Genomic DNA, 21136 nt, shown 5'->3' with positions numbered 1-21136 from the left:
TTGTGGGTTACTAAAAAAGGGGAGTAGCGTGCTCCCCTGATTTTTTAAAGAATGATTCCTTCTTGATAAAGAATGCTAATGGCATGAGAGCGATTTTTGGCACGCAATTTTTTGATAGCAGATTTTACATATTGTGTAATGGTTAATTCACTTAACTGCATAACATCTGCTATTTCCTTTGTACTATCTCCCTGCGCTACCTGTCTCATTACCTCTAATTCACGCTTGCTCAGAAAGCCCTCTTTTTTGCTATTTCTAGCTTGTATGATAAGCTGTCCAATCATGTTTCCAAAGGTGGTCATGTCATCTAACAGCTTATCATTTATATCGATTTCCTCTTCTAATTGAGTACTACAAATATAGCCAAAAACATATGACCCAATGAAAATAGGGACAATTAAAAACGTATTATTTTGCGAGGGAATAGAATATTTCATACTGATATTTTTTAAATAGTCCATTCCTGTGCAAAATTTAGCCTTCTTATCTTCAATAGCAGCATAAATAATAGGGAAACTACGAATCTCCTCACGAATTTCACCGATATGACTACCACCCGATTCATTTAAAAAAATGATTCCTTCTGCTACAAAGCCTATTGGAGAATACCTCAATAAATAGGCATCCTTGATAGGAAAAGCATCTAAATATACCTGCAAAATGTGTATCAACAGCTCTTCATGGTTGGCATAACTTTGTACTGTGTCGAAACGTTTTTGAATGGTATAAAGATTGGACATGACCTATCCCCTTTTTTAAGTATATACTACGCTTAAAATAAGGAATTTTCAATATTTTCTGTAAGTTGTAGTATTTAAGCTAAGTAAAGCCATATTTCTCTATTTTGGCGTAAGGAGGAGCAACAGGTGAGTAGTCAAAGAATTAAAGAGGTGGATGCAGTTGTTCTAGGTGCTGGGTTTGCAGGTCTGTATATGCTACATCAGTTGAGGAGTAAAGGCTTTTCAACCATTGTATACGAGGCTGGAGATGGTGTAGGTGGTGTTTGGTATTGGAATCGTTATCCTGGTGCTAGATGTGATATTGAAAGCATCTATTATAACTACACATTTTCAAAAGAATTATATGAAGAATGGACTTGGACATCTAGATTTCCAGAGCAAGCGGAAATATTACGCTACTTAAATTACGTAGCCGATCGTTTTCAATTGCGATCAGATATCCAATTTAATACAAGAGTCACTGCAGCTCATTTTGATGAAAAACGACATAAATGGATGATTCATCTAAACGATGGGCAGTACATTTTAACAAGGTACTTTATTACAGGAATAGGCTGTCTATCTGCAGCAAATGTTCCTAACATCCAGGGGTTGCAACAATTTAACGGAAAATGGTATCACACGGGGCATTGGCCACATGAAAAGGTTGATTTTACTGGGAAGCGTGTAGGAATTATTGGGACAGGCTCAAGCGGGATTCAGGCAATACCTGTTATTGCAAAAGAAGCAGAGCAGTTAACGGTGTTTCAACGCACTCCACAATATACGATTCCCGCTCGTAACCATGCATATGAAGAGGACTTTATCAAAGAAACGAAGAAAAATTTTGAAGCGATAAAACGTTCCATGAGAAATTCGGTTTCAGGTACACCTTTTGCACAAAATCAGCAATCTGCAATGGAAGAACCTGATGATAAGAGGCAGGCGGTTTTTGAGAAAGCTTGGGCACAAGGTGGCTTTGCCTTCTCAGCTACTTATCATGACTTGTTAACGAATGAACAGTCCAATGAAAAAGCGGCAGAATTTATTCGCTCCAAAATACGACAGATTGTGAAAGATCCTGTGGTTGCAGAAAAACTATGTCCTAAGTATATGTATGGCACGAAAAGACAGGTTTTAGATAGCGATTATTTTGAAACCTATAATAGGGAGAATGTTTTACTGGTTGATGTCAAAGAATCGCCTATTCAAAAAATAACAGGAGAAGGTATTCAAACGGCGGATAACCATTTTGATTTAGAGATTATCATTTTTGCGACAGGCTATGATGGCATGACAGGGCCATTATTTAAGATTGATATCCGAGGAAGGAATGGCGTGTCATTAAAAGAGAAGTGGAAGGATGGGGCAGCTGTTCAAACCTATCTTGGACTCACAACAGCAGGTTTTCCTAATTTATTTATGATTACGGGACCAGAAAGCCCTTCTGTTCTCGTGAACATGCCGATTGCTATTGAGCAGCATGTCGAATGGATTGCCGATTGCATGCATTATTTGCGTGAGCATGACATTGATCTTGTGGAACCAACGATAGAAGCAGAGGAAGCTTGGAGCACACATTGTCGAGATGTCGCTAATGCAACACTCTACGTCAAAGGTGATTCCTGGTATACGGGAGCCAATATTGAGGGCAAACCTCGAAGTTTTTTAATCTATCTAGGAGGATTTGATTATTACACAAAACATTGTAATGAGGTGGCTCAAAACAATTATGTAGGCTTTAAGTTAATGAAATTAAAATCAATATCATAGTTTGTGAGAGGGGAGCATATATCAATATGGAGCAACAAGTAGTCATTATTACAGGTGCTGGAAGTGGTATAGGAAGAGAGACTGCAAAATTGCTTGCCACTATGGGCAAAGCATTAGTTTTAGTGGATTTTGATGAAAAAAGTGGACAAGACACACTACATGCTGTTAAGGAATATCACCAACAAGCAATTTTTGTCCAAGCTGATGTTTCACAAAGCAATGATGTCAAAAAATATGTGGACGCTGCAAAAGAAACATTTGGCAGGATTGATGCTTTTATCAATAATGCAGGTGTTTTAAGCCCACCTACACTACTGGGAGATTTAGAAGAGGAAACGTTTGATAGAATAATCTCGGTCAATCTTAAAGGGGCGTTTCTCGGCTTAAAGTATGTATTAAAAGAAATGGAGCAACAGCAATCAGGTGTCATTGTGAATACATCCTCAGCAGCTGGTATACAGGGACAACCCTATCTAGGTGGTTATGCGGCAAGTAAGCATGGTGTAATTGGATTAACTAAAACGGCAGCCATGGAATATGGACCTAAAGGGATTCGAGTGAATGCAATTTGTCCCGGTGGCGTGATGACAAACATGACAAAGGGATTGGCATCAAGTCCAGAAGAAAATGGACCATTACGTAGATTAGCAAACCCTACTGAAATCGCAAATGTAATCGCTTTCTTAATTTCGCAGGAAGCTTCTTATGTGAATGGTGCTGTCGTCCCAATTGATGGCGGTTTAACATCGTAAAAACATTTTAAATAAGAGAGGAAGGATTTTAATGGAACATCGTATTGATTCAGAACTAAAAGAAACGTTAGCAATTTTTCCCCCATTAGATTTGGATAATGTACAAGCTACAAGAGAAGGAATGGCAGCCGTTGCTGTACCAGCTCCAATTGAAGAGCACATCATAGTAGAAAATAAAGTCATTCAAGGGCCTGATAATAATGATTCTCTTCGTCTTCGTATTTATAAGTCAAAAGAGCAAAAGGAAATATACCCAGGCCTGCTATGGATTCATGGTGGAGGTTATGTCTTAGGAGCACCAGAGGGTGATGATGTGCTTTGTCAGCGTTTTGTCAATGAAGCGAATTGTGTTGTAGTATCTGTAGACTATCGACTTGCGCCTGAACATCCTTATCCAGCTCCGCTTGAAGATTGCTATACAGCGTTAAAATGGGTAGCAGATCATGCGGATGAATTAGGGATAGATCCTACCCGTTTAGGGATTGCTGGAGCAAGTGCTGGTGGTGGGCTCACAGCTGCACTTGCACTACTTACACGCGATCGAAATTATCCGAAGCTTAGTTTCCAAATGCCGCTCTATCCAATGATTGATGATCGCAATAATACCCCATCTTCATTAGAAATTACGGGACATATGATCTGGAACCACTCACTCAATCAAAAGGGATGGGAAATGTATTTGAATGGAGAAAATGGTAGCGACAATGTAGCACCATATGCTGCCGCAGCTAGAGCGGATGATTTATCAGGTTTACCATTTACTTATACATGTGTTGGTCAACTTGATCCATTTCGTGATGAGACTTTACAATATGTAACCAAGCTATGTCAGGCTGGAGTAGATGTTGAATTCCACTTATACCCAGGCTGCTATCATGGCTTTGAGAGTATTGTTCCTACAGCCGCAGTCAGTCAAAGAGCTGTCACAGAGTATGTAGAAGCTGCTAAATATGTGTTACATCGAAATATTTCAGTGCCTTTATAAAAAATTTACGAAAATCCCGAAACCATAATCTACTCAGGTTTCGGGATTTTTTTGTTCAGCAAAATGATCTCTTAGCTAGTTTGTAATATCGTATTTTAGGTTAAACTTTTATCGAGTGAAAGGAGGAGAAGATAAATTGTTACAATTTGATTCAAAAATCGTTGGAAAAGAGATAGGATTTGGCTATTTACGAGATAAAATTGCCGATCGGGGTTTCACGATCGGCGGGAATTGGGAGTACTATAAAGGAAGCTTTGACTCGGTTTTATGGAAAGAGGCAGGAGAAACTATTTATTTACGTGTCCCTTTTATCGTCACATCAGGAGAGCTTGATAATGAAGATGCTCAAATTCGTTTTCAAAAGCCATTTGTCATTAAGCATGTTGAGAATATTGGTCTAGATTATGATGAGGGCTCCTTACTAGATGCAACTGGTGTTAGTCAATTTCAAACTCCGCTTGATAAAGATGGATACATTCATGATAAAAGTAGATGGATTCAAGCAGGTGAACAAGCTGTGGAAGAAAAAGTACTACCATTTTTCATTCATTAGTTAGATAAATTTAAATAGCTGCTGCAAGAAATTATATGTCTTTTATCCTTATTATTTTGGGAACATATAATCAAAAATATAAATAGAATTGTCGTAAGAATTTTCCAACATTATAATGATATTAGCACGTACTACTATATGAGGTGAGTTTATGGATAAAATAGCTATAGATGATTTTCAGCATTCCTATCAGAAATTGCACCAAGAACGACTCATCCATCGTAAAGAAGCCTTTCTAGAGGTGTTAGAGAAAACAAGAACATTTGGTGAAATAATCCTGTTTGAAAGTATAAAAAGTAAAAGAGGCGTCTAGGTGGCGTCTCTTTCTATTTTTCATAAATGAGAGGATGATTAATCATGGGACGTTACATACCTTTAATACTGCTAACGATGGTTCTATGTGTTGCTTGTACGTCAACGAAGGATAATAACGATAATAGGTTAGAAAGTGAGGAAAATCACGCTATAGATGCCATGAATTCCTCTATCGAAATAATAGCAGATCAATTGCAGACACCTTGGTCGATTCAAAAAAGTGGAGATGTCTTTTATATAGCAGAAAGGCCAGGAAGTATTGTAAAGATTGCGGAAGGGGGCGTTGATAGGCAGCAGATTATCCTGAAAAAGGAGCTATCAACTGCTCCAGAAGCTGGTATGTTGGGATTTGTGTTAGCACCTAATTTTCCTACTAGTCAAGTTGCCTATGCGTATTATACGTATGTCGAGGAAGAGGAACAATTTAATCGAATTGTTACGTTAACGTTTAACGATAATAAGTGGCTCGAACAGAATCTTATTATGGATCGAATAAAGAGTGGTACATACCATCATGGGGGACGTTTGAAAATAGGTCCTGACGGCAAGCTGTATGCAACGGTAGGAGATGCAACACAACCTTCTTTAGCACAGGATGTGGAAGCTTTAGAAGGGAAAATTTTGCGCATCAATTTGGATGGCACCATACCGAATGATAATCCTTTTCCTCAATCCTATATATACAGCTATGGACATCGAAATCCACAAGGCTTAACATGGTCTAATGATGGTACGATGTATGCCAGTGAGCATGGCAATGCAGGAAATGATGAAATTAATATCATTGAGAAGGGGAAGAATTATGGCTGGCCTCTTATTGAAGGAATGGAGAAAGAGCAGGGGATGATAACACCTCTTTTTACATCCGGTTCTTCTAACACATGGGCACCATCAGGCATTGCTATTGTAAATGATCAATTATATGTCGCTGCCTTAAGAGGCACAGCAGTCCTAGCTTTTGATATAAATAAGAACAAACACAATGAATTACTATCAGAATTTGGTAGAATTCGTGATGTCTTTGTGGATGAAAAATTTCTTTATTTTATTAGCAATAATACAGATGGTCGTGGAAATCCGCAACCTCAGGATGATAAACTATATCGAACGCCATTGTGATATAATATTTGAGAAAACATGGAATGGTAGGATGAATGGGGAGGACAAACATGGCAAACTATCTTAAGATCGCAGTAGCAATTGATTTCTCAGAACAATCATTAAAAGCATTGGATCGAGCTAGTCAATTAGCAAAGGAACACAATGCTATTTTGCAATTGGTGAATGTCATTGATACAAAATCGTTTGGAGCAGTTTCAGCATATGACTTAAAATATGCCGAGGAATTGAAGAAGGAAAACATTCTTAAAATGGAAAAGCTAGAAAAAGAGGCATTACAGACAGGAGTCAAAGAGGTCGAATCCATTGTAGAAACAGGTTCACCAAAAGGCATTTTAACACAGTTACCTCAGGTTGATTTAATTGTTTGCGGTGCAACTGGATTAAATCGTATGGAGAAAATGATGTTAGGCTCTGTGGCAGAGAAAGTCGTACGTCATGCGCTTTGTGATGTGTTGATTGTTCGTTAGTTGTTAAAATAGTTGAGAGTAAAAGAACCTGCTTGTGCTAGTAGACAAGCAGGCTCTTTTTTTATTGGAATGTTTGAGCGTTATCAATAATGCTTTGAGGTATATCGATTGTTTTTAGATGATTAAATTCAGTATACGTAACGACTGATTTTGTATTCATTAACAATTCGTCACCTTCTACGGCCATTTTTAAGTCAAAATTCATATCCATTTTGTTCGTATCGAAAGTCTCTTTATCGATGTGTAGTACGTAGTTAATTTTTTCAATTGATAGTTGATCCATTGGATTTTCTTCTAGACCCATTTCTTGCATAGACTTATTAATCTCAGAATCGATTAGTTCTTTGAATTTATCGCCTTTTGCATCTAATGTAAGGACGTATTCATCATCCGTTTGTTCAAATGTAAAGTCCTTAATGAATTTTTTCAATTGTTCTAGCTGTTCCTTCGCATCAGCAGAAGCCGCCGTTTGATCTAATATAGCATCAAAGTTCTCATCAGGGAGCTTTAACCAGCTATCTGTTGTCGAATCCTTCATAAATAAGCCTGCATCTTTTTTCATATACATTTCAATTGGCATGTCCATTGTTTCTTTACCTTCATTCATCATATCAGGCATTGTCATAGATCCTGATAAATGCATTGCAAGTGGATCAACGATGATATCCATCTCCATTTTGGAGTCGATTGAAAACTCCATTGCTTCTTCACCAGACCCAACCTTTGTCACCTGTGTCATATCCATTTTAGCACTTGCACTTTGAATATCAGCCTGGCGATCTACTGCTTTGTCATACACTTGTTCTAAAGTGAGTTTGCTTTTATTAGTTGTGTCTTTCGTAGGCGTAGCGCTTGAATTACAAGCGGCAAGTGTCAACGCTAGTGTTCCGACTGCTAATACTTTAAAAATTTTCTTCATTACTTTCATCTCCTATTCTTGGTAAAAAACACTATCTACTACTATACGCACTAAAAAGGAAAAGTTTCATAAATTGTTAGAAAAGAACTACTTTTTTATTAAAAAAATAACATTACTCCTACTTTTGTAATCTTTAAACGCGATAATTACCAAATGAATAGGGATAAAACAAAAAAGCTGTCATGAACTTATCGTACAAGGACGATAAGTACAGACAGCCTTTTGCTTACACCATAGTGTAATGGATCAATTATAACCCCAGATCATAGCAAATAATGTACCAATGATTGTCACAACACCTACGAATACTGAGTATAAAATTGTTGTATATAACGTTTTTTTATCTTCAGATTCACCGATGTGCATGAATAATACTAATTGTACAGTTGCCTGTGCAAGAGCAGTTACTAGTAAAATTCCAAATGCCATATTAAGAGACATATCAAATTTTACAACTGCTAAAGCTACGATTGTTAGTAATAGTGAGAAGCCGAAGCCCATCACATGTTGTTTTGGGAATAATTCCTTCATCAGCTAATCAGTCCTTTCAAGTAGACGAAGCTGAAGATGAAAATCCAAACAACGTCTAGGAAATGCCAGTACAGTGAGAAGATAAACGCTTTATTAGCCGTTTGTGGGTTTAAGCCACGTTTCGCTACTTGGATTAAAATAGCTACGCCCCAGAAGAAACCAAATGTTACGTGGGCACCGTGCGTTCCAAGTAAAGTCATTAATGACGATAAGAATGCGCTTGTTTGAATCGTCGCACCTTCGTGTACATATGTGACAAATTCATCAATCTCAATAGCTAAGAAGCCAAGGCCTAGTAATAGAGTGATGATAAAGAATGTCATCATCGCTTTTTTACGACCAATACGCATTGCATGAACACCAAGACCAATTGTGAAACTACTTGTTAATAATAAGAATGTTTCCCATAGAACGGGAGTTAATTCGAAAATCTCGGCACCATCTGGTCCACTACCTGTACGTGTATGAAGTGTGAAATACACAGTAAATAAAGTGGCAAATAACACGATTTCGGCGCCAAGGAAAATCCAAAAACCAAAGATTTTTAGACGGTTTTCCTCTGTACTATATTCTAATGGAAGTGAAGAATCGATTTTCATATTATTTATCACCTCTCAAGCTTTTCTCAGTTGCCATTACTTCCTCAACTGAAATGTAACGACCATGATCTTTTTCAAATGAACGATGGATCATGAAGCCAAATACACCAAGCATACTGATGATGGCTGGAATCCATAGATTAAATACAGCGAAGAATGCTGCAAGGAAGAAGAATCCACTCATCCAGAATGGTGTGCCTGTATTATTTGGCATGTGAATTTTTTCGATTGTACCTGCCGTAATATCGCGACCTTCTTTTTTCGCGAACCAGAACTCATCTAAGCGAGTAACGGTAGGCACTACGGCAAAGTTATATTCTGGTACTGGAGAATGAGTAGCCCACTCAAGTGTACGACCATCCCAAACATCTGCCTTTTCATTACGAGGCATATGCTTCCAGCTATAGTAAATATTGTAGACGATTAATGCAAAGCCGACTGCAAGTCCTAGAGCACCAACGAACGATAACATGTTCAATGGACCATAACCAGTAGACTCAGAATAAGTGTACATACGACGAGCATATCCATCTAAACCTAAAATGAATAGTGGGAAGAACGTTACGTTGAAGCTGATGGCAATAAACCAGAAACCAGCTTTCCCTAATTTTTCATTTAGACGGAAACCGAACATTTTTGGCCACCAGTAGTGGTAACCTGCAAGGACACCAAATACTGTACCTGGAATTAATACATAGTGGAAGTGGGCAACTAAGAACATCGTATTATGATATTGGTAGTCAGCACTTGCCATCGCTAGCATTACCCCTGTAACCCCACCAATTGTGAAGATAGGAATAAAGCCAAGTGCATAAAGCATCGGTGTTGTAAATTGAATTTTCCCGTGCCTCATTGTGAGTAGCCAGTTGAATATTTTAACCCCAGTAGGAACGGCGATTGCCATTGTTGTAATAGAGAAAACACTGTTTACCATTACACCATGACCCATTGTATAGAAGTGGTGGGCCCAAACTACGAATGATAGTAGGGAAATGACCACCATACTCATCACCATTGATTTGTAACCGTATAAGTTTTTACGTGCGAATGTTGCAATGATTTCTGAGAAAATACCGAAAGCAGGTAGGATAACGATATAAACCTCAGGATGTCCCCAAACCCAGAAAAGGTTGGCCCAAAGCATATCCATACCACCGTCTTGCATCGCAAAGAATTTTGTGCCGAATTGACGGTCAAACATCATAAGAGCAAGCGCTACAGTTAATACTGGGAACGCGAATACGATAATAATGTTTGTAATTAAAATTGACCAAGAAAACATTGGCATTTTCATTAATGTCATACCAGGAGCACGCATTTTAATGATCGTCGTGATAAAGTTAACACCTGTCATTAAAGTACCAATACCTGATAATTGAAGGGCTAAAGAATAATAGTTATTCCCTACAGTCGGACTAAAATCCGTACTTGCAAGAGGGAAGTAGGCTGTCCAACCAGCGTCTGGTGAACCACCGATAATGAATGATAAGTTTAATAAACCAGCACCTGCTGCAAATAGCCAGAAGCTGACAGCATTTAGACGTGGGAAAGCAACGTCACGTGCACCGATTTGAAGTGGAATGACAATGTTCATTAAGCCGATAACAAATGGCATCGCCATAAATAGAATCATTAATAAACCGTGTGTTGTGAAAATTTCATTATAGTGTTGTGCATCAAGAAGTCCGTTATCTGGAACGGCTGTTTGTGCACGCATTAATAGTGCATCGATACCACCGCGGAATAGCATTAATAAAGCTACTGCGATATACATAATCCCGATTTTTTTATGGTCAACAGTTGATAGCCAGTTTTTGTAGAAATAGCCCCATTTTTTGAAATAAGTAAGGCCTGCTACGATAACCACTGCACCAACTACGATACTAATAGCTGCCGCTAAAATCATCGGTTCTTGCATTGGATGGAATAATTCTTCCATACTCATTGGATGCGCTCCTTTCAGAATTAAAAATTAATGTCTCGATTCGTTCAACGATAAAATCAAATTAATGACCAGAATGTTCATTATTCATGTCTTCTTCAGACATGTCCCCATGATCCATTTCATCCATATTCATGTGTTTGCCATGTTCCATTGGAGCTGGTCTAAAGTCTAAGTGTGTAGATGAGAAGCTTTGGCGACCAACATGTTCTGCCTCTAAAAGCTCATCAAATTTTTCTTCTGTTAATGGTGCCTCTTTCGCTTTAACATCAGCAACCCATTTATCGAAGTCTTCTTGTGTCATAGATTGTGCTTCAAATTCCATTTCTGCAAAGCCACGTCCATTAAAGTTAGAGTTACGTCCCATAAATGAACCAACTTCATCTGCTGCAAGGTGAATTGTTGTTAACATATCACTCATAGCATATTTTTGACCTGCTAATTGAGGAATCCAGAAACTTGTAATTGGACCAAATGAGTAAAGCTTAAATTCGATTGGACGATCCACCGGAATGTTTACATAGTTAACTGTTTCAACACCTTCTTCTGGATAACTAAAGTGCCATTTCCAGTTTGATGATGATGCATAAATCACTAAAGGCTCCTTATCGTCATAACCTGCTGGTTGAGCTTCTACTGTAGATGTTGTTCTTACTGTCACAACAGCTAAAAATGCTACGATAATAATTGGAATTACTGTCCATGTAATTTCAAGCAGATGACTTCCTTCTTCATGAGGAGGCTCATAATCTGCAGCTGCTTTTGATGCACGATATTTTGTAAGCATAAAGGCTAAAAGCACATACACGACTAGCAATATAAAGGCCATTGTAATAATGGATAAGATAATTGTGTTTGATAATGTTTCAGCATTAGGTCCTTTTGGATTGAACACTGTTAATGGTTCACATCCAGCAAGAAGAGCAATCGCACTAAATGCTACTAACATTAAACTTAATTTTTTCTTCATGTTTGACTCCTTTCTATAGAACGGCTATTCATAAAATTCATGTGTTTTTTGTCAGTGTCACATTTACAAATAGTTGATACTGAGGTCACCTCTTTTATCTTGGCGTATCAATCAACAACATAAGAAATTACAATGGCATGGTTCAATATGAAACATAAAATCTAGTGTTGATTGATCTGATGCAAGCGTTAGCAAAATCAATGATTTGCGCAATCGTTTAAATACATACTTGGTTAACTACGATTGTCACAATCTCTCGTTGTTTGCACATTGGATTATACGCCCTGTTTTTAAGAAAAAACATAATTTTGTTATGAAAATGATAGTATAGCGGTATTGAATTTGAACATTTTTTGAACAAAAATCGTTATTTTAGTATTGGTATTTATAGGTTTTATTTATTAAACACTGTGGAAACGTTGAAAATACTGCATTCCTGATGTTTACCTAAGTAAATAATTTAAAATGTGAAAAATGGTATTTCACATTTTAGACGCTGTTTTGTAATAAAATCATTGTCATACCAGACCTATTGGGATTTTTTATTTGCCTTTTATCCAAAAAAGGAGTAGATGCAATGACGTTTTATGGAAACAATAGGTTGAATTTTCAATGAAAGGAATGAGCGAGGAGGGAATAAATGGAGTGAAATATTAATTATGTTAATATAATAACAGGTTTTCTTTAATATCCTTATTTTTACTTCATTTGTTTTATTTGAAAAGTAAAAAGCAAACTAAGCCAGTTCTTAGTTTGCTAGTATTTTAGAAAAAATTTATGTTATCAAGAATTAAGCGGTGTAATTCAGCATTTTTAAAATTACCTGTCAATCACCAAGCTTCAGCCATTTGGCTACTTGTCCATAAATCGTATTTTGAAGCTGTGGAGCTTTATTATTCATTTTCAAAGAAAAATACAGTGTTTTCATAAAGTTTAAGGTACAAGTTCTTCCACTAAAGAAGAGCTCATTATAACCTTGTGTCATTAAATGCATTTCAAATTTATCAAAAGCCTGCTCAACAAATTCCATCAGTGCTTCCTCTGAGTAATTTTGAAGCAATAATGCATCCACTATATTAATTAAACGTTCCTCTTCATCGTTAACAAAGACTGTTTCTTTCCAAGTGACAAGTTTTAATGCATGTAAAATGGATGGTGCATACTGTAAATCGAATTTTGGATGTTTTATTGTTGTTGTAGCTAAATCTGCACCATGTGCAATACTGTGTGCCCATCCTTTTCCCTGAACATATCCTCTCATATCCTGTTCTAATAACAAATAACGGCCAATTTTTTTAAAGAACACTTGTAGGTATTCATCTCTTAAAACAAGTAATTCAGCGTCCTTTGCAAGAAGACCTGCAACTAGTAAAGCAGAAAAAGAACGAGTAAAGACACTATCCTCTGTTTTATCTCCGATATGTAAATATAAAAAATCCTCACCTGTAACTGTATCAAACAAATATTGAAGTTGTTGAGAACTCAATAAATTATCACTTAGTAAATCAACAAAGGTGCGATAAATGAGCTGGTCTCGTAATTCGGCATCAACTGAGCCAATATGGGCTAACATCTCCTGTAATAGCCAATCACTATGTTGGAACATAAATGTCTGACGCTCAGACAGTGTCATTGTAGAAAAAGACTGTAATGTTTCTTTAATATCCATGTAAAAAAGCCCCCAACTTATTTTTGTATTTTATATTATAGCGCCATTTCATTTCGAAGGGATAAATTTGAAACCTTCATTTTAATCAAGCACAGTTAGAATGTCCTCTTTAAAACATAATTTTTACAATATTATTTCCAGAAACTATAGAAAGTTGTTATGATAGAAACGCAATAAAATGGTAAAACTAAAATGTGAACAATAAAAAAGACATACCTATTTAAGTATGTCTTTGTCTAGCTAAATAATGACTGCTGATTTAATGCCAATTGGCCATTCAGTGAGCGTGTGTTGATTTGTCTTTAACTCGACAAGAATATTGGCATTTTTGATTGCATCAATGAGCCATTCACTATAGTGACGATTTGGTTCAGGATGTTGTAAAATCTGCTGCATATCTTTTTTATCAACATGTAGCAGCTTGTAGTTACATTCAATGTTTACTTTTTGAGGAATAATGGAAAGAGACTCGTTTTGATGACCAAGTGCAATAGATCCAGGAATACACCCTTGAATTTTTAAAATATAGGTGCTGGCTTCTTGTGTGTAGACATCTATTTTGGTGCGTGTTAAAAGTTCAAATTCTATCGGCTTATCTTGAAAAGGGCCGTCCGTTGTAGAAATTGAAATGACTTTAATCGATAATGCCTCGAATGCAGATGAGATACAATGATCAAATTCTGTAATTGTATCAAGTAATTGCATGGATTCCACTCCTTGTTAAGAACTTGATTTTCTTGATGCAGACAACAAAGGGGAAGCGTCTGCGAATTGTGATAAATTTTAGACTATTCTAATTATAATACAATTTATTACAAAATATGAATTCAAAAGCAATAATTTTTTGTTAAAAACAAGAAACTGGGATTTTTTTAGTAAATAGCAGAAATGAAAAATTAGAATAATGAGGTGAGAAAAATGACAAAAAGAAAGCGTCATGTCATTAAACATGACAATGTTGTTGTTTTTCCGGGCGCTGTCCAAACATTAATACGTGAAGGACATATGTTTGCTGAAAATTTTCAGTATGAAAAAGCGGTGGCAAGCTTTGAAAAGGCATTTGTGTACGAAGCTGGGGATGAATTTGCTCTTAGTGCTTATGCTTTCGCTTTGTATGAATTAAAGGACTATAGCAAGACAAAGGATGTTTGTGAGCAATTATTTTCAATGGGTACGTCATTTTATGTAGAAATCATGGAATTGTACATTACCGTATGCATGCAGTTAAAAGAATACCATCAAGTAGAGTCATTAATTTCAACGCTACTTGAAGAAAATGTTTTGCCTCAGGATCAAATTGAAAAATTTGAACGCTTAAAAAATTTGAATAGTGAAGTGTCTAAGAATCTAGAAAAAAAGAAAATGCACAACGTTTAATAGAAGAACAAGAATATGACCTTGAGAAATTTAGGGCACTTAGTCCAAATGAGCAATCCATTCGCTTACATCGACTTATGGATACAAATGTAAGACAATTAAAAGAGCCGTTGAAAGAGATTATTGAATGTTCCACGATCCATCCGTTTGTCCAGAGTCTAGCACTTATATTATTAGTAGAACAAGAAGTAGCTATCAATGTTACAGTAGCCAAATTTAATCAAACCAAAGTTGTTAATCCTACTGAATTAGTATTGCCTAACCAGCTACCGCAGTATGGAGAAATAAAAAATATACTAGAAGTGAAGCTAGAACAAGACCCATCGACTTTGGAAATGGTACAATATTTAATGGCAAAGCATGCCATTGTAACGTATCCATTTGAATGGCACCCGTTCGAAGCAGATGATGTTGCCTATAGTTATATTGATTTTGTCTTAGCGATGCTTGGAAATGTACAAGAAATGGACTATGAAATCATTGACTTTTTACAAATGTTAGAAAAGCTAACAGAACTACATTAGGTATGAAATAAGTTGAAACTATACACATCTATGTTATACTAAAATGGTTGTCAAAATCGTAGTTACGAATGAATTGTCTAACATCTTAAACTTGATTATTTATTTGGAGGTATTTATACATGTCAGCAAAATGGGAAAAACAAGAAGGTAATATCGGTACTCTTACAATCGAAGTACCTGCTGCAGAAATCGACGCAGCAATGGACCAAGCGTTCAAAAAAGTTGTAAAACAAATTAACGTACCAGGTTTCCGTAAAGGTAAAATGCCTCGTAAAATGTTTGAACAACGTTTTGGTATCGAATCTCTATACCAAGATGCATTAGAAATCATCGTTCCTGAATCTTATGCAAAAGCAATTGATGAAGCTGGAATTATGCCAGTTGATTACCCAGAAATCGCTGGTACAGAAAACTTTGTACACGGTCAAGATTTCACATTCACTGCACAAGTAACAGTGAAACCAGAACCAAAGCTAGGAGACTATAAAGGTCTAGAAGTATCTAAACTTCCAGTAGAAGTAACGGATGAAGAAGTAGATGCACAAATTCAAGATCAATTAGCTCGTAAAGCAGAGCTTGAAATCAAAGAAGACGAAGCAATCGTAGAAGGTGATACAGCTGTGATCGACTTCGAAGGTTTCGTTGGCGAAGAAGCTTTTGAAGGTGGTAAAGGTGAAGACTATCCACTAGAAATCGGTTCAGGTTCATTCATTCCAGGTTTTGAAGAGCAATTAGTTGGTGTTAAAGCTGGCGAATCTAAAGATGTTGTTGTTACATTCCCAGAAGAATATCATGCAGCTGAATTAGCTGGTAAAGAAGCTACTTTCAAAGTAACTGTGAAAGAAGTTAAAACAAAAGTTCTTCCTGAGTTAAATGATGAATTTGCAAAAGAATTAGATCCAGAAGTTGAAGGCGTTGAAGCTTTACGCGCTAAAATTAAAGAACAAACTGCAGCTCAAAAAGAAACAGAATCAGATGCAGCTCTTCGTGATGAGCTTGTAGAAAAAGCAGCTGAAAATGCGGACTTTGAAGTACCAGCAGGTATGATCAACTCTGAAACTGATCGTATGTTACAAGAATTTGGTCAACGTTTACAAATGCAAGGTATGAATCTAGACCTTTACTACCAATTCTCTGGTCAATCAGAAGAAGACTTACGTGGCCAAATGAAAGAAGAAGCTGAAAGCCGTGTGCGTGTATCATTAACACTTGAAGCAATTGCTGAAGCTGAAAAAATTGAAGCATCTGAAGCTGATATTGAAGCAGAATTAGAAAAAATGGCTGCTCAATTTAACATGACAAAAGATCAAATCACAAGTGCTTTAGGTGGAACAGCAGTACTTGAAAATGACATCAAAATCCAAAAAACAGTTGAATTTTTAGTAGAAAACGCTAAAATTACTGAATAAGATTTTGTGTAATTAGATAGCCCAAAAAAAACAAGGTACGGCATTCATCCGTGCCTTGTTTTATCACATAAACTCTTAGCAATCAGTCCCCTTAACATTTAATTCACTTTATACTTCACTTATACATAGTATTGTTTTAGTTTTTATCTTCATTCAGCAGATGTTTTTGTATCCAAAGTATTATGTCAGGTACAAAAAACTCCCATCTCACATAGATGGCGAGCTGTAAGCCTTTTAACCTTTTTAGTGTGTGTTTAAACCACGACTGAATGAAGATAGTGCCTGCTGGCAGGCGGCAAGGATTTAGATGAAGTCCTGGCGCTATTAGAGTCAAGGCGAAATTGATACGATGCTAAACTTAACTTCATTCAGAAAGGTTCTAACTAAATAAAATTTATTTTTTGAGTGATATACCCTTGGTTGATGAATGTAGTAGATTTATAAATAGAGATCAGTAGTTTGTAGTGTGTCGGAAGTGAATAAATGTAACTTTATAGCAGTATAAGGTGGCGAAGTAAGCAGGTTCCTATAGCATGCTTCGAAAGACAAATGAAGTAAAGTACATGACGATGCGTTATAATCTACACATGCATAATTACTGAGGCGTAAATGATGCAGACAATTTATTTGATAAAGGTTCAATAATCTTGTAAGATTGTTGCTTGAATAGGGGTGAAACATATTGTTCAAATTTAATGATGAAAAAGGCAATTTAAAATGCTCATTCTGTGGAAAACCACAAGAACAAGTGCGTAAATTAGTTGCAGGTCCAGGTGTTTATATTTGTGATGAATGTATCGAGCTTTGTTCAGAGATCGTTGTAGAGGAACTAGGTGTAGAAGAGGAGATCGAATTCCAAGATATCCCAAAACCGAAAGAAATCTTAACGATTTTAGATGAGTATGTAATTGGACAAGAGCGTGCTAAAAAAGCATTGGCAGTCGCAGTTTACAATCACTATAAACGTATCAATACGAATAGTAAAATTGATGATATTGAATTAGCAAAATCGAACATTGTGTTAATCGGCCCAACTGGTAGCGGTAAAACTTTATTAGCTCAAACGTTAGCACGTATTTTAAATGTTCCATTCGCTATTGCGGATGCTACCTCCTTAACTGAAGCAGGTTATGTTGGTGAGGACGTTGAAAATATTTTATTAAAGTTAATCCAATCAGCTGATTATGATATCGAACGCGCTGAAAAAGGGATTATCTATATTGATGAAATTGACAAGGTTGCACGTAAGTCGGAAAATCCATCTATTACACGAGATGTTTCCGGCGAAGGTGTTCAGCAGGCACTCCTAAAAATTCTTGAAGGAACAGTTGCAAGTGTTCCACCACAAGGAGGACGAAAACATCCTCATCAAGAATTCTTACAGATCGATACAACCAATATTCTTTTCATTGTTGGCGGTGCATTTGATGGTATTGAAACCATCATTAAACGACGTCAGGGTGAAAAAGTAATAGGATTCGGTTCAGATCCGAATAAAGTAGATGTAGATGAAGGTTCTATCATGTCCAAGCTGATTCCTGAGGATTTATTGAAATTTGGTTTAATACCAGAGTTCATTGGTCGATTACCTGTACTTGCGAGTCTGGAGCAATTAAACGAAGCAGCACTAGTACAAATTTTAACAGAGCCGAAAAATGCACTAGCCAAGCAATATCAAAAAATGCTTGAATTAGATGGCGTTGAGCTTGAATTTGATGAAGATGCTCTTGTGGCAATTGCTAAGGAAGCAATTGAACGTAAAACAGGTGCGCGTGGTCTTCGTTCAATTATTGAGTCAACAATGCTTGATGTAATGTACGAATTACCTTCACGTGAAGACGTGAAAAAATGTATCATTACAGCAAAAACAATTACGGATAAAGAAAAACCGAAATTGCTTCTTGAAGATGGCACTGAACTCGATGAAGGTAGCGACACTAAAACTTCAGCATAATGAATAGACGTGGCTGTCTACCGTTGTGAGATAGAGAGTAATTAGCTGACTTCGATTGTGCAATATTCGCACATATCGACAGTCAGCTTTTTATTCATTCCTACATAAAGCCAGCTGTAACTTGAAGAAATTTTTGGCTCGCTTCAATATCTAGTGTGAATCAACTTTTTAAACACATACTAGTAGCGCGGGATGTTAACATGAAAATTTTGACGGAGGTGAATGCCCGCATGGTGACAATACAAAAAACAACAAATGTACCATTATTGCCTTTGCGTGGACTTTTAGTATTCCCATCGATGGTGTTACATATTGATGTGGGTAGAAATCGTTCTGTAGCGGCGCTTGAGCAGGCAATGTTAGAGGACCAAATGATTTTATTGGTAACACAAAAAGAAATGCACGATGAACAACCTGAAGAGCAAGATTTGTATTCAGTTGGTACAATTGCTTATGTCAAACAAATGCTTAAATTACCAAATGGCACGTTACGTATCCTTGTAGAAGGAGTTGCTCGTGCAACGTGGAAAAACTATCGTGCGTTAGAGAAGTATACGGTTGTCGATATTGAAATTAAAGAGGAGTCAACGGAAAAAGATGTAGAAACACAAGCATTGATGCGGACATTGTTGACGTATTTTGAAAAATATGCAAAATCCTCCAATAAAATTACAACTGAGACGATCAATACTGTAACGGATATTGAAGAGCCTGGCCGTTTAGCTGATATTATTGCTTCTCATTTGCCGTTTAAAATTGCCGACAAGCAAGAAGTATTGGAAATGCTAAGCGTTAAAAAACGACTAGATCATTTAATTATTCGCTTGCATGATGAACAGGAAGTATTGGATCTAGAAAAGAAGATTAATTCCAAAGTAAAGCAGTCAATGGAGCGTACGCAAAAGGAATATTATTTACGTGAGCAAATGAAAGCTATCCAAACGGAGCTGGGAGATCGCGAAGGGAAAACTGGAGAAGTTGCAGAATTACGGAAGCGTATCGACGAAGCTGGTATGCCAGAAACAACAAAGGAAGCAGCACTGAAAGAATTAGATCGCTATGAAAAAATACCTGGAGCTAGTGCTGAGAGCGGTGTTATTCGCAATTATATTGATTGGCTTATTTCATTACCGTGGACAAATGCTACAGAGGATCGCATGAATATTGCCCATGCTGAAAATATTTTAAACCGAGATCATGATGGATTAGAAAAAGTCAAAGAACGTGTTCTAGAATATTTAGCAGTACGTCAGCTGAAAAATTCACTGCGAGGACCTATTTTATGCTTAGCAGGGCCTCCAGGTGTTGGTAAAACATCATTAGCTCGCTCCATTGCCGAAAGTTTAGATCGAAAATTTATTCGTATTTCTTTAGGTGGTGTTCGAGATGAATCGGAAATTCGCGGACATCGACGTACGTATGTTGGTGCAATGCCAGGACGTATTATTCAAGGAATGAAAAAAGCAGGTACCATTAATCCAGTATTTTTATTAGATGAAATCGATAAAATGTCGAATGATTTTAGAGGTGACCCTGCAGCAGCTATGCTTGAAGTTTTAGATCCTGCACAAAATAATACATTTAGTGATCATTATATTGAGGAACCATATGATCTATCTAATGTGTTATTTATTGCAACTGCCAATGATTTAAGTAGCATCCCAGGACCATTATTAGATCGTATGGAAGTAATTTCTATTGCAGGCTATACTGAAATCGAAAAAGCTCAAATTACAAAAAATCATCTCATACCAAAGCAGCTTAAAGAGCATGGCTTGAAAAAAACGCAAGTGGTAATCAAAGATGAAGCAGTCACTGATATTATACGTTATTATACTCGGGAAGCAGGAGTTCGCGGTTTAGAACGACAAATCGCTACGCTTTGCCGTAAAATTGCCAAAGTAATTGTATCTGGTGAGAAAAAACGCGTAACGGTTAGCTCAAAATCATTACAAGATTTACTTGGTAAACATCGTTTCCGCTATGGACAGGCTGAAAAGGAAAATCAAGTGGGTGTCGCTACTGGACTTGCTTATACAACAGTTGGTGGAGATACATTACAAATTGAAGTTTCTTTAACACCAGGTAAAGGGAAGTTACAACTAACTGGTAAGCTTGGTGAGGTAATGAAGGAATCTGCTCAAACAGCCTTATCCTATGTTCGTACGAAGATGGAACACCTTAATGTGGATGCCGAATTTTTTGATACACATGATATTCATATCCATGTGCCAGAGGGTGCAGTACCTAAAGATGGACCTTCAGCTGGTATTACAATGGCAACAGCTATCGTTTCGGCTATTTTACATCGCCCGATTCGCCGCGAGGTAGGTATGACAGGTGAGATTACCTTGCGTGGCCGTGTATTGCCAATCGGCGGCTTAAAAGAAAAAACATTAAGCGCTCACCGTGCAGGATTAACGACAATCATTTGTCCAAAGGATAATGAACGTGATATAGAGGATATTCCTGATAGTGTACGCGAGCAACTAACATTTAAACTAGTGACATCGGCTGATGAAGTTTTAGCCTATGCGCTGGACGGAGGTTTTTAAA

General features: G+C 37.0%; 20 protein-coding genes. 12 read left to right on the top strand and 8 right to left on the bottom strand.

Going from position 1 to position 21136, the window contains the following annotated elements; translation table 11 throughout:
• Positions 1–44 precede the first annotated feature (44 nt).
• The gene (locus LBYS11_RS15925) at positions 45–740 is read right to left on the bottom strand and encodes a response regulator transcription factor (protein ID WP_048395095.1); all 696 of its coding nucleotides are present in this window, start codon (positions 738–740) and stop codon (positions 45–47) included.
• A gap of 126 nt (positions 741–866) precedes the next feature.
• Here LBYS11_RS15925 and LBYS11_RS15920 point away from each other — a divergent pair, with 126 nt between their 5' ends.
• The 7 genes from LBYS11_RS15920 (at position 867) to LBYS11_RS15895 (ending at position 6686) form a co-directional block, all read left to right on the top strand.
• On the top strand, positions 867–2492 hold the full coding sequence (locus LBYS11_RS15920) for a flavin-containing monooxygenase (RefSeq protein WP_103118512.1): 1626 nt from the start codon (positions 867–869) through the stop codon (positions 2490–2492).
• 20 nt (positions 2493–2512) lie between these two features.
• On the top strand, positions 2513–3244 hold the full coding sequence (locus LBYS11_RS15915) for an SDR family NAD(P)-dependent oxidoreductase (RefSeq protein ID WP_103118511.1): 732 nt from the start codon (positions 2513–2515) through the stop codon (positions 3242–3244).
• Between the two features lie 31 nt (positions 3245–3275).
• Complete coding sequence (locus LBYS11_RS15910; RefSeq protein ID WP_103118510.1) at positions 3276–4229, top strand: alpha/beta hydrolase; 954 nt, start codon at positions 3276–3278, stop codon at positions 4227–4229.
• Between the two features lie 136 nt (positions 4230–4365).
• Positions 4366–4782: a YugN family protein gene (locus LBYS11_RS15905; RefSeq protein ID WP_048395101.1), complete on the top strand. Its 417-nt coding sequence runs from the start codon at positions 4366–4368 to the stop codon at positions 4780–4782.
• 151 nt (positions 4783–4933) lie between these two features.
• Positions 4934–5095 carry a hypothetical protein gene (locus tag LBYS11_RS23300; protein ID WP_167444838.1) on the top strand — a complete coding sequence of 54 codons (162 nt, stop codon included), beginning with the start codon at positions 4934–4936 and terminating at the stop codon, positions 5093–5095.
• A 44-nt stretch (positions 5096–5139) separates the two neighbouring features.
• Complete coding sequence (locus LBYS11_RS15900; RefSeq protein ID WP_103118509.1) at positions 5140–6216, top strand: PQQ-dependent sugar dehydrogenase; 1077 nt, start codon at positions 5140–5142, stop codon at positions 6214–6216.
• Between the two features lie 50 nt (positions 6217–6266).
• Positions 6267–6686: a universal stress protein gene (locus tag LBYS11_RS15895; protein ID WP_054550012.1), complete on the top strand. Its 420-nt coding sequence runs from the start codon at positions 6267–6269 to the stop codon at positions 6684–6686.
• Between the two features lie 61 nt (positions 6687–6747).
• Here LBYS11_RS15895 and LBYS11_RS15890 read toward each other — a convergent pair whose 3' ends face one another.
• From LBYS11_RS15890 to LBYS11_RS15860, 7 genes are all read right to left on the bottom strand, one after another.
• Complete coding sequence (locus LBYS11_RS15890) at positions 6748–7605, bottom strand: DUF6612 family protein (protein WP_048395106.1); 858 nt, start codon at positions 7603–7605, stop codon at positions 6748–6750.
• Between the two features lie 246 nt (positions 7606–7851).
• Positions 7852–8136 (bottom strand): cytochrome aa3 quinol oxidase subunit IV, encoded by a 285-nt coding sequence (gene qoxD, locus LBYS11_RS15885; protein WP_004226585.1) that lies wholly within the window; start codon positions 8134–8136, stop codon positions 7852–7854.
• The gene (gene qoxC / locus LBYS11_RS15880) at positions 8136–8735 is read right to left on the bottom strand and encodes a cytochrome aa3 quinol oxidase subunit III (protein ID WP_016991860.1); all 600 of its coding nucleotides are present in this window, start codon (positions 8733–8735) and stop codon (positions 8136–8138) included. Before qoxC ends, qoxD begins: the two co-directional genes overlap by 1 nt.
• 1 nt (position 8736) lies before the next feature.
• Entirely contained in the window at positions 8737–10680 is a 1944-nt protein-coding gene (gene qoxB, locus LBYS11_RS15875) for a cytochrome aa3 quinol oxidase subunit I (protein WP_048395108.1), read from the bottom strand.
• A gap of 61 nt (positions 10681–10741) precedes the next feature.
• Positions 10742–11647, bottom strand: coding sequence for a cytochrome aa3 quinol oxidase subunit II (gene qoxA, locus LBYS11_RS15870; protein ID WP_103118508.1), 906 nt, complete (start codon positions 11645–11647; stop codon positions 10742–10744).
• 826 nt (positions 11648–12473) lie between these two features.
• Positions 12474–13316, bottom strand: coding sequence for a DUF2785 domain-containing protein (locus LBYS11_RS15865; RefSeq protein WP_103118507.1), 843 nt, complete (start codon positions 13314–13316; stop codon positions 12474–12476).
• A 240-nt stretch (positions 13317–13556) separates the two neighbouring features.
• The gene (locus LBYS11_RS15860; protein ID WP_103118506.1) at positions 13557–14021 is read right to left on the bottom strand and encodes a hypothetical protein; all 465 of its coding nucleotides are present in this window, start codon (positions 14019–14021) and stop codon (positions 13557–13559) included.
• A gap of 213 nt (positions 14022–14234) precedes the next feature.
• Between LBYS11_RS15860 and LBYS11_RS23785 the strand changes: the two genes are divergently transcribed.
• From LBYS11_RS23785 to lon, 5 genes are all read left to right on the top strand, one after another.
• Positions 14235–14693 carry a CDC27 family protein gene (locus tag LBYS11_RS23785; protein ID WP_233732121.1) on the top strand — a complete coding sequence of 153 codons (459 nt, stop codon included), beginning with the start codon at positions 14235–14237 and terminating at the stop codon, positions 14691–14693.
• Positions 14694–14770: 77 nt separating this feature from the next.
• Positions 14771–15217 carry a DUF3196 family protein gene (locus LBYS11_RS23780; RefSeq protein ID WP_233732118.1) on the top strand — a complete coding sequence of 149 codons (447 nt, stop codon included), beginning with the start codon at positions 14771–14773 and terminating at the stop codon, positions 15215–15217.
• A gap of 119 nt (positions 15218–15336) precedes the next feature.
• A complete protein-coding gene (gene tig / locus LBYS11_RS15850; RefSeq protein WP_048395116.1) occupies positions 15337–16626 on the top strand; it encodes a trigger factor in 1290 nt (429 codons plus the stop codon).
• A 682-nt stretch (positions 16627–17308) separates the two neighbouring features.
• Positions 17309–18580 (top strand): ATP-dependent protease ATP-binding subunit ClpX, encoded by a 1272-nt coding sequence (clpX, locus tag LBYS11_RS15845; protein WP_036075657.1) that lies wholly within the window; start codon positions 17309–17311, stop codon positions 18578–18580.
• Positions 18581–18810: 230 nt separating this feature from the next.
• On the top strand, positions 18811–21135 hold the full coding sequence (lon, locus tag LBYS11_RS15840) for an endopeptidase La (protein ID WP_048395119.1): 2325 nt from the start codon (positions 18811–18813) through the stop codon (positions 21133–21135).
• Position 21136: the final 1 nt, after the last annotated feature.

The sequence above is a fragment of the Lysinibacillus sp. YS11 genome (assembly GCF_002896375.1).
Lineage (GTDB): Bacteria > Bacillota > Bacilli > Bacillales_A > Planococcaceae > Lysinibacillus > Lysinibacillus capsici.
The sequence above is the reverse complement of the archived record's forward strand: the minus strand, read 5'-3'. Positions and strand labels throughout refer to the sequence as shown.